The 9,180-nt window shown below is 72.2% G+C and carries 9 protein-coding genes; 4 read left to right on the forward strand and 5 right to left on the reverse strand.

The window, feature by feature from the left end:
- Positions 1–206: 206 nt before the first annotated feature.
- The 3 genes from ggt to moaA all read right to left on the reverse strand — a co-directional run bounded on the left by ggt (position 207) and on the right by moaA (position 4,014).
- On the reverse strand, positions 207–1,973 hold the full coding sequence (gene ggt / locus AC32QD_RS03505; RefSeq protein WP_492009096.1) for a gamma-glutamyltransferase: 1,767 nt from the start codon (positions 1,971–1,973) through the stop codon (positions 207–209).
- Positions 1,974–2,040: 67 nt separating this feature from the next.
- Positions 2,041–2,889: a peptidoglycan-binding protein gene (locus AC32QD_RS03510; protein ID WP_492009097.1), complete on the reverse strand. Its 849-nt coding sequence runs from the start codon at positions 2,887–2,889 to the stop codon at positions 2,041–2,043.
- Between the two features lie 99 nt (positions 2,890–2,988).
- A complete protein-coding gene (moaA, locus tag AC32QD_RS03515) occupies positions 2,989–4,014 on the reverse strand; it encodes a GTP 3',8-cyclase MoaA (protein WP_492009098.1) in 1,026 nt (341 codons plus the stop codon).
- A 141-nt stretch (positions 4,015–4,155) separates the two neighbouring features.
- On the opposite strand from moaA, the gene AC32QD_RS03520 reads away from it, so the two are divergent.
- The 4 genes from AC32QD_RS03520 to AC32QD_RS03535 all read left to right on the forward strand — a co-directional run bounded on the left by AC32QD_RS03520 (position 4,156) and on the right by AC32QD_RS03535 (position 7,542).
- Positions 4,156–4,770 (forward strand): glutathione S-transferase family protein, encoded by a 615-nt coding sequence (locus AC32QD_RS03520; protein ID WP_492009099.1) that lies wholly within the window; start codon positions 4,156–4,158, stop codon positions 4,768–4,770.
- A gap of 8 nt (positions 4,771–4,778) precedes the next feature.
- Positions 4,779–6,440: an acyl-CoA synthetase gene (locus AC32QD_RS03525; protein WP_492009100.1), complete on the forward strand. Its 1,662-nt coding sequence runs from the start codon at positions 4,779–4,781 to the stop codon at positions 6,438–6,440.
- Complete coding sequence (locus tag AC32QD_RS03530; RefSeq protein WP_492009101.1) at positions 6,437–6,844, forward strand: GFA family protein; 408 nt, start codon at positions 6,437–6,439, stop codon at positions 6,842–6,844. The genes AC32QD_RS03525 and AC32QD_RS03530 overlap by 4 nt, the downstream gene beginning before the upstream one ends.
- Before the next feature lie 110 nt (positions 6,845–6,954).
- Positions 6,955–7,542 (forward strand): SOUL family heme-binding protein, encoded by a 588-nt coding sequence (locus tag AC32QD_RS03535; RefSeq protein WP_492009102.1) that lies wholly within the window; start codon positions 6,955–6,957, stop codon positions 7,540–7,542.
- A gap of 48 nt (positions 7,543–7,590) precedes the next feature.
- Here the strand turns inward: AC32QD_RS03535 and AC32QD_RS03540 are convergent, their stop codons facing one another.
- Both AC32QD_RS03540 and AC32QD_RS03545 read right to left on the reverse strand, forming a co-directional pair.
- Positions 7,591–8,148 (reverse strand): hypothetical protein, encoded by a 558-nt coding sequence (locus tag AC32QD_RS03540; RefSeq protein ID WP_492009103.1) that lies wholly within the window; start codon positions 8,146–8,148, stop codon positions 7,591–7,593.
- A gap of 51 nt (positions 8,149–8,199) precedes the next feature.
- A partial coding sequence (locus AC32QD_RS03545) for an isomerizing glutamine--fructose-6-phosphate transaminase (protein WP_492009104.1) occupies positions 8,200–9,180 on the reverse strand: 981 nt, incomplete at its 5' end.

Raw genomic sequence — 9,180 nt, forward strand, 5'->3', positions numbered from 1 at the left:
CGAGCACCTGCCCGAGGCGGCGGCGACGGCGCTGGCGGCTTGGCTGATGAGCAAGCAGGAGCGCGGCGAGCTGGAGGTCGGCGCGATGATCTGCGACGACATCCGCGCGGCCCTCGCTCACGGCAACCATGCGCACGCGGCCGCGCTCCTGGCGGCGCTCAGGCACTTCCTGGCCGCGCATCCCGGGATGCGGCGCAAGGCGGCGCTCAGTCGCCGAGCGGCAGACCCTCGCGCCGGGGGTCGGCGCCGCCCTCGATCCCGCCGCCGGGACGCACCCGAATGATGTCGAGGCCCGAGGTCATCGACGCCTCGCCGAGATGGTGGCCCATGGCGGCCAGCGCCGCGGCGAGGCCGGGCGGCGCGGCGCCCTTCTCGAGCACGATCTTGCCCAGATTCCTGTCGGAGACGTGGAACAGCGCCGCCGCATCGGCCGGATCGGCGCCGAAGTCGAGCATCGCCAGCAGCGATCCGGCGACGTATTCGGGAATGCGCGAGCCGCCGGGCGAGCCGGTGAGGATGTAGGGCCTGGCCGGCGCCGCGAGCCGGAACACGATGGTGGGCGACATCGACGAGCGCGGGCGCTTGCCCGGCTGCACCGAGTTGGCCACGGGGGTGCCGTCCTCGGCGGTGGGCCTGAAGGAGAAGTCGGTCAGCTCGTTGTTGAGCAGGAAGCCGTCGGCCACGCGGCCCGAGCCGAAGGCGGTCTCGATCGAGGCGGTGATCGAGATCGCCAGCCCGTTTGCGTCGATCACCGACAGCTGCGTCGTGCCGGGGCTGCCGCCGGGCGCCTGCGGCGCGGTCACCGGCGCGTCGTTCCATGGCGGGTTGCCGGCCTGGGCCTTGCCCTGGGCGGCGTGGGCGGGGTCGATCAGCTTGGCGCGCGAGGCGAGGTAGCGGGGGTCGAGCAGCCCGCGCACGGGCACGCGGATATAGTCGGAGTCGGCGAGATAGCGGGCGCGGTCGGCATAGGTCAGCCGCGAGGCCTCGGCGAACAGGTGCCACAGGCGGGGGCTGTCGAGGCTGAGGCCGTCGAGCGAGAAGTTGCCCATCAGGCCGAGGATCTGGCCCACGGTGGTGGCGCCCGACGAGGGCGGGCCCATGCCGCAGACGCGGTAGCGGGCGCGGTAGTCGAGGCAGACCGGCGGGCGCTGTTTCGCGCGGTAGGCGGCGAGGTCGGCAAGCTGCATGGCGCCGGGGCGCGGGCCGGCATGCACGGCGGCGACGATGTCGCGCGCGATGCGCCCGGTGTAGAAGGCCTCCGGGCCTTTCCTGGCCAACAGCTCGAAGGTGTCGGCCAGCGCGGGGTCGCGGAAGGTGTCGCCGACCGCGAGCGGCTTGCCGCCGGGCAAGAGCAGGTCGGCGGCTTGGGAGGCGGCGAGGCGGTCGCGGAATTCGGCCACCTCCCCGGCCAGGCGCGGCGTCACCTTGAAGCCGTGGCGGGCCAGCCGGATGGCGGGGGCGAACAGGTCGGCCCAGGGCAGCCGGCCGTAGCGGTCGTGCAGCGCCTGCATCAGGCGCACCATGCCCGGGACGCCGACCGAGTGGCCGCTGGCCACGGCGACGAGGAAGGGCAGGGGCTTGCCGGTCTTGTCGAGGAACATGGTGGGGCGGGCGCCGAAGGGCGCGGTCTCGCGCGCGTCCCAAGTGGTCAGGCCGTGCGGGCCGTCGACCAGCGCGAAGGCGCCGCCGCCCAGCCCGCTCGACTGCGGCTCGACCACGTTGAGCGCGAGCAGCGTGGCGACGGCGGCGTCGGCCGCCGTGCCGCCCTGGCGCAGGATGGCGAGGCCGACCTTGCTGGCCAGGGGATGGGCGGCGACCACCATGTCGTGCCTGGCGGTGACGAGGGGGTTGGGCGCAAGCGCCCCCGGCGCCTCGGGCTCGGCCTTGGTCTGCGCGGCGAGCGGGGCGGGCAGGGCGAGGAGGAGGGCGATGAGGGCGGCGAAGAGGCGGGCGAGCGGGGCGGCGCGGCGCATGGGGGCCTCCGTGCATGGGGAGCCGGGAGGGCCATCCTGCCGTCTCGCGCGCGCGCTGCGCAAGCCTTCAGGCGGCCTGTGCCATGAGGCGGTCGAGCGTGGCCGGCCCGGCGATGCCGTCCGGGGCGAGGCCGGCGGCGCGCTGGAAGGCGGCGAGCGCGGCGCCGGTGCGCGGGCCGAAGACGCCGTCGGGGGCGCCGGGCGCGAAGCCCTCGCGGGCGAGCGCGCGTTGCAGGCTCATGACCGCCGTGCCGCTGTCGCCGGGGCGCAGGGTTGCCGGGCGAAGGGTTGCGGCGCCCGCGGTCAGGGCGGCGAGCGCCGCAGCGGTGCGCGCGCGCCGGTCGGCCAGCCCGGTGAGCCCGCCATTGACGATGCGCGTGACCATGCGGGAGTCGTTCGTGTCGGCCCAGTCGAGCGCCGTGCGGCCCTGGCGCTGGCGGGTGGCGAGATAGAGCGCGGCGATGCGCCAGGCGATGCCGGGGGCGGCGGCGAGGTCGGGCTCGGCCTCGAGCGCGAGGCCAAGCAGGCGGCCGAAGCGGCGGTAGTTGGCGCGGCCGGTGAGCTGGAGCCAGCCGCGGCCGCGATAGCGCCAGCCGTCGCCGGGGGCGCGGTTGCCCAGGCGGCCGCCATAGACGCGCTCGGCCAGCGCCTGCGGGTTGGCGACGCAGGGGACGGCGTCGCGGCGGCGGGGGAAGCGGCGCGGCCAGACCGCCATCAGGCGCTCGGGCGTTGAGTAGTTGAGCGATTCTTGGGCGCGCGTGAAGCCCGCCGATTCGTGGGCGCACTGGCCGATCAGGTGCGCCGCGCGCAGCGGCGTGGCCAGGGCGGGGGTCGCGGGGTCGAGGGCGGCGAGCGCCTCCGCCGCGCCAGCGGGCGCGCCGGGGGCGGCCGCCTGAACGGCAGCCTTGAGGTGCATGGAGCTCTCCGGAGTTGGGCGCGCGGGCGGGTCGGGCCCTTGGGCGCGGCCCGACTGTGGCCCCGGGATGGTGAAGGCGCGGTTAAGGGGGGCGGCGGCTCAGCCGCCGGTGACACTCATGTGCCGGCCGACCTGGCCGCGCACCTGGTGGCGCGCATAGTCGAAGTCGTGGCCCCTGGGCTTGCGCGAGATCGCCTCGCGGATCGCGGCCTGGACGGCCCCGTCGTCGGCGGTGGAGCGCAGCACGCGGCGCAGGTCCGCCGCGTCCTCCTGGCCGAGGCACATGTAGAGCGTGCCGGTGCAGGTCAGCCGCACGCGGTTGCAGCTTTCGCAGAAATTGTGCGTGAGCGGTGTGATGAAGCCGATGCGCTGGCCGGTCTCCTCGACGCGGGCGTAGCGGGCGGGGCCGCCGGTTCGGTAGTCGGTCTCGGTCAGCGTCCAGCGCTTGGCCAGATCGGCGCGCAGGTCGTCGAGCGAGTAGTACTGGTCGAGCCGGTCCTCGTTGCCGAGGTCGCCCATGGGCATGACCTCGATGAAGGTGAGGTCCATGCCGCGCTGATCGCACCATTCGACCAGCGTGTGGATCTCGTCGTCGTTGACGCCCTTGAGCGCCACGGTGTTGATCTTGACGTGCAGGCCCGCGGCCTGGGCGGCCTCGATGCCCTCGAGCACCTGGGCGAGGCGGCCCCAGCGGGTGATGCGGCGGAACTTCTCGTCGTCGAGCGTGTCGAGCGAGACGTTGACGCGCTTCACCCCGGCCGCGGCGAGCTGCCCGGCGAAGCGCGCGAGCTGCGAGCCGTTGGTGGTGAGCGTCAGCTCGTCGAGCGCGCCCGCGTCGAGGTGGCGGCCCATGCGCTCGAAGAAATGCAGGATGTTCTTGCGCACCAGGGGCTCGCCGCCGGTGATGCGCAGCTTGCGCACGCCGAGCGCGACGAAGTTGGTGCACAGCCGGTCGAGCTCCTCGAGGCTGAGCAGGTCGCGCTTGGGCAGGAAGGTCATCTGCTCGGCCATGCAGTAGACGCAGCGGAAGTCGCAGCGGTCTGTGACCGAGACGCGCAAATAGGTGATGGCCCGCTCGAACGGGTCGATCAGCGGCGCGGTCTCGGTCGCGGGCATGGCGGGCATGGGTCCTCCCTTTGTCCGTGGAATCTAGGCGCTTTTCGGCGGTTGGGCAATGCGCGCGCGCTCCATCCTGCGGAAACGCGTTGACAGCGGGGCGGCGGCGCGCATGGTCGGGGCGAAGCCAGCCACCGGAGGGACGCAGGGATGATTCTCTATGGTCGCAACCTTTCGCCGTTCGCCCGCCGCGTCGCGGTCTGGGCGGCGCTGCAGGGCCGGGCGCTGGAGCGGCGCGAGCTGACCGTGATGGGCGGGGACTTCGAGAAGATCCGCGCGGTCAACCCGGTGGCGCGGGTACCGGTGCTGGTGCTCGACGACGGCACGCGGCTGATCGAGACCTTCGCCATCTGCGACTGGCTGGACGAGACGGCGCCTGAGGGCCGGCGGCTGGTGCCCGCGCGCGGCCAGGCGCGGCGCGACTGCCTGCAGCGGGTGGCGCTGGCCAACTCGGTGGCCGAGAAGGCGGTGGCGATGGTCTATGAGCGCAACCGCCGACCCGAGGCGCTGCACTGGTCGGAGTGGCAAAAGCGCGTCGCGGGCCAGGTGCAGGGCGGGCTGGCCGAGCTGGACGCGCGCGTGCCGGCCGAGGGCTGGTCCGCCGCCGACGGCCCCGACGGCGGCGACGCGGCGGCGATCATCGCCTACCAGTTCGTCGAGGCGACCAATCCCTGGCTGCTCGAGCCCGGCTACCCGCGGCTTCAGGCGCTGGCCGAGCGGGGCATGGGGATCGAGGCCATCGCCGCGACCAAGCCGGCAGCCTGAGCGGCGCCATGGGCCAGGCAGCCGCCAACGAGGTCACGCGGGCGCAAGACTGGCAGGCGCTGTGCGCCGCGTTCCGCTGGCAGATGCCGGCGCGCTACAACATCGCCCGCGACATGTGCGAGAAATGGGCCGAGGCCGAGCCCGACCGGCTGGCGCTGGTCTATCTGAGGCCCGACTGGGAGGTGCGCAACTACAGTTTCGGGCAGCTCTCGCGTGCCTCGAACCGCTTCGCCAACGCGCTGGTCGAGCACGGCATCGGGCGCGGCGACCGGGTGGCGGTGCTGCTGCCGCAGGTGCCCGAGACCATCCTGGCGCATCTGGCGACCTACAAGCTGGGCGCGGTGGCGCTGCCGCTGTTCACGCTGTTCGGCGAGGAGGGGCTGGAGTACCGGCTGTCGGACTCGGGTGCCAAGGCGCTGGTGACCGACGAGGCGAATCTGCCCAAGGTCAACGCCATCCGCGAGCGGCTGCCCGAGCTTCAGACGGTGTTCTCCATCGACCGGCCCGGGCTTGGCGCCTGGGGCTTCTGGCAGGAGCTGGGCAAGGCGCGCGACCGCTTCGAGATGGCCGACACCGGCCCCGAGGACCCCGCCTTCATCTGCTATACCTCGGGCACCACCGGCCCGCCCAAGGGGGCGCTGCACGCGCACCGGGTGCTGCTGGGGCACCTGCCGGCGGTGCAGGTGACGCACGAGTTCCTGCCGCTGAGCGGCGACCGCATGTGGACCCCGGCCGACTGGGCCTGGATGGGGGGCCTGTGCAACGTCGCCATGCCGTCCTTGCGCTTCGGCGTGCCGCTGGTGGCGCACCGCATGGAGAAGTTCGACCCCGAGAAGGCCTACGAGCTGATGGCGCGGATGCAGGTGCGCAACACCTTCCTGCCGCCGACGGCGCTGAAGATGATGCGCACGGTGCCTGACCCGGGGCGCTTCGGCGCGGCGCTGCGCTCGGTCGGTTCGGGCGGCGAGAGCCTGGGCGCGGAGGTGCTGGAATGGGGCAAGGGGGCGCTGGGGCTGACCATCAACGAGTTCTACGGCCAGACCGAGTGCAACCTTGTGGTGGGCAACTGCGCCTCGATCATGGAGGTCAGGCCGGGCTCGATGGGCAAGGCGTTCCCCGGCTCGGAGGTGGCGATCCTCGACTCGGCCGGCGCCGAGGTGCCACCGGGCGAGGCCGGCGAGATCGCGGTCAAGCGCGGCGACGCAGCGATGTTCCTTAAATACTGGGGGCTGCCCGAGAAAACCGCGGAGAAGTTCGCCAGCAACGCCGCGGGCGAGTGGATGCGCACCGGCGACGAGGGGGTGATGGACGCGGAGGGCTATTTCTGGTTCGCCTCGCGCACCGACGACGTGATCACCTCCTCGGGCTATCGCATCGGGCCGAGCGAGATCGAGAACTGCCTGACCGGGCACCCGGCCGTGGCGATGGCGGCCTGCGTCGGCATCCCCGACCCGGTGCGCACCGAGATCGTCAAGGCCTATGTGGTGCCGGCGCCGGGGCAGGAGGGCTCGGACGCGCTGGCCGCGGAGCTGGTGGCGCATGTGCGCCAGCGGCTGAGCCCGCATGTGGCGCCGCGCGCGGTCGAGTTCATCGAGCAGATGCCGACCACGGCCACCGGCAAGATCATGCGCCGCGAGCTGAGGGCGCGGGAGACCGGAGGCAAGCCGTGAAAAGGCAAGCCATGAAGCTGACCGGGGGCTGCCTGTGCGGCGCGGTGCGCTATGCCTTCGAGGGCACGCCCGGCGAGGCCGGCTGGTGCCACTGCCGCATGTGCCAGCGCTCCTCGGGCGCGCCGGCGCAGGCCTATGTGGTCGTGCCGCTGGCGGGGTTTCACTATGTCGCGGGAGCGCCCGCGGTCTACCGCTCCTCGGCCCGGGGCGAGCGGCGCTTCTGCGCCACCTGCGGCAGCCAGATCGAGTTCCGCGACGCCACCACCCCCGGCGTCGTCTCGCTCAACAGCGGCACGCTGGACGAGCCGGCGCTGGTGCCGCCCGACCGGCACATCTGGACCTCGAGCGAGGTACCCTGGTTCGCCGCCGCGCCGGGCCTGAGGCGCTTTGCCGAGGACGGCTGAGGGGCGCGGGCCACGGCGCGGGGAAATCTGCCACGGATTCTGAGCATTCCGTGCTAAGCTGCTGCCCATCCTTTGATTCCGTGGGGTGAGACCGAAAGGAGGGGGCGGCAATGCGAAGGATTTCCGCTATCATGGCCGGGCTGGTCGCCGTGGCGGCGCTGGCCGGCTGCACGACAGGCGACAAGGCCGCGCAGGAGACGCCGGCCTATACGGTGGTGAGTTCCCAGGACAAGTTCGAGATCCGCGACTACCGGCCTCAGCTTTGGGCCGTGCACACCGAGCGCGGCACCTACCGCAGCTCCGTGGAGGACGGCTACATCCGGCTCGAGCGCTACTTCACCGGCAAGAACTCGGTGCCCGAGGCGATGCCGATGAAGCCGCCGGTGATGGTGCGCGACAATGGCGGCGGGTCGTGGAGCACCATGCTGCCGATGCCGGCGGTCTATACGCTGAAGGACGCGCCGCAGCCGAACGACCGGCGCATCCGGGTGGTCGAGCTGCCGGCGCGCCGCGTCGCCGCGGTCAAGTTCAACGGCGAGCTGGGCGAGGCGGTGTTTCGCGAGCAGGCGGCGCGGCTCGACGCCTGGCTGAAGGCGAAGGGCATTGCGCACAAGCGCGACTTCACCATGGCGCGGCTGGACCCGCCCTGGGAGCCGGCCCCCTGGCGGCACAACGAGGTGCTGGTCACGCTGGAGTGAGGCGCATCGCGGCCCGGCGGCGACAATCGGGCGCCGGTCCGCCTGCCCTCAGGCCTTCGGCTCGGAGGCGACGCGGAACGGCCGTGCCGGCCTTGGTATGGGCACCGGCGGCACGCCACGGCGGTAGAGCACGATGTGCAGCGTGCCTATCCCGGTGAAGGTGCGCGTGCCGAGCATCTTGCCGTCGACGATCTGGTAGGTGGCGCTCTGCTTACCGTAGACGAAGTGCAGCTTGCCTTCCTTGTCGATCCAGCCGGTGCGCCGGAAGGCGGTGGGTGGCTCGTTCCACGGCGCATAGGGCGCGTGCATGTCGACCAGGTCGACCTTGCCGTCGGCGTAGACCCGGTTGATCAGCAGGTCGTGGCACCACACGTCGTTCCAGGCGCCGCCGCCCCACTTGCCGAGAAAGCGCTTGTAGCGCTCGGGCACGTTGGCCGGGGGCTTTTCCACCTTGATCTTGATGTACAGGTCGACGGTGTAGCAGTCCTTGGTGTAGACCGCCTTGTGGGGCGGCGGCGGCGGCTTGGGGTCGACCTTGGCCTGCTTGACGCTGCCCATGCATCCGGCCAGCGCGACGCACGCGGCCAGGAGCACTACTCTCCGCATGGCTGAACCTTCCTCGTCCGACTATCGTTACACGTGTCTTTTTTTCGCACTCTACTCGACAGTGACCGATTTGGCGAGGTTTCTCGGCTGATCGACGTCGGTGCCCTTGGCCAGCGCCGCATAATAGGCCAGGAGCTGGGCGGGCACGGCGTAAAGGATGGGCGCGATCAGCGGCGCGGCCGCGGGCATGCCGATCACCCGCCAGGCGCCGTCGGCGCCCTCGCGCGCGCCCTCGGGGTCGGTCACCAGGACCACCCGGCCGCAGCGCGCCATGACCTCCTGCATGTTCGAGACGGTCTTGCCGAAGAGCGCGTCCATCGGCGTCATCACCACCACCGGCACGTCCTCGTCGATCAGCGCGATGGGGCCGTGCTTGAGCTCGCCAGATGCATAACCTTCGGCGTGGATGTAGCTGATTTCCTTAAGCTTCAGCGCGCCCTCAAGCGCGATGGGATACATCGCGCCGCGGCCCAGATAGAGCACGTCGCGGGCGCCCGCGATCTCCTGCGCCACCTGCGCGATGGCGGGCTCGAGCGCCAGCGCCTCGCCGACGAGGCGCGGGACCTCGAGCAGGAGTCCGACGAGGTCGCGCTCGCGCGCCGCGTCGATGCGCCCGCGCGCGCGCGCAGCCAGGATGGCGGTCGCCGCGAGGGTGAGCAGCTGGCAGGTGAAGGCCTTGGTCGAGGCGACGCCGATCTCGCGGCCCGCCATGGTCGGCAGCAGGAGCCCGACCTCGCGGGCGATGGTGCTCTCGGCCACGTTGACCACGCCGATGGTGTGGGCGACGCGCCCCTGGACATGGCGCAGCGCGGCGAGCGTGTCCGCGGTTTCGCCGGACTGGCTGATGAACAGCGCCGCCTCGGTGCCGGTGAGCGGCGGGTCGCGGTAACGGTATTCGGAGGCCACGTCGATCTCGACCGGGATCTTCAGATAGCGCTCGAGCCAGTAGCGCGCCGTCAGCGCCGCATGGTAAGAGGTGCCGCAGGCCACCATGACCATGCGCTCCGGCAGGGGCGCGGCATGCAGCTGTGC

The sequence above is a fragment of the Thermohalobaculum sp. genome (assembly GCF_058622915.1).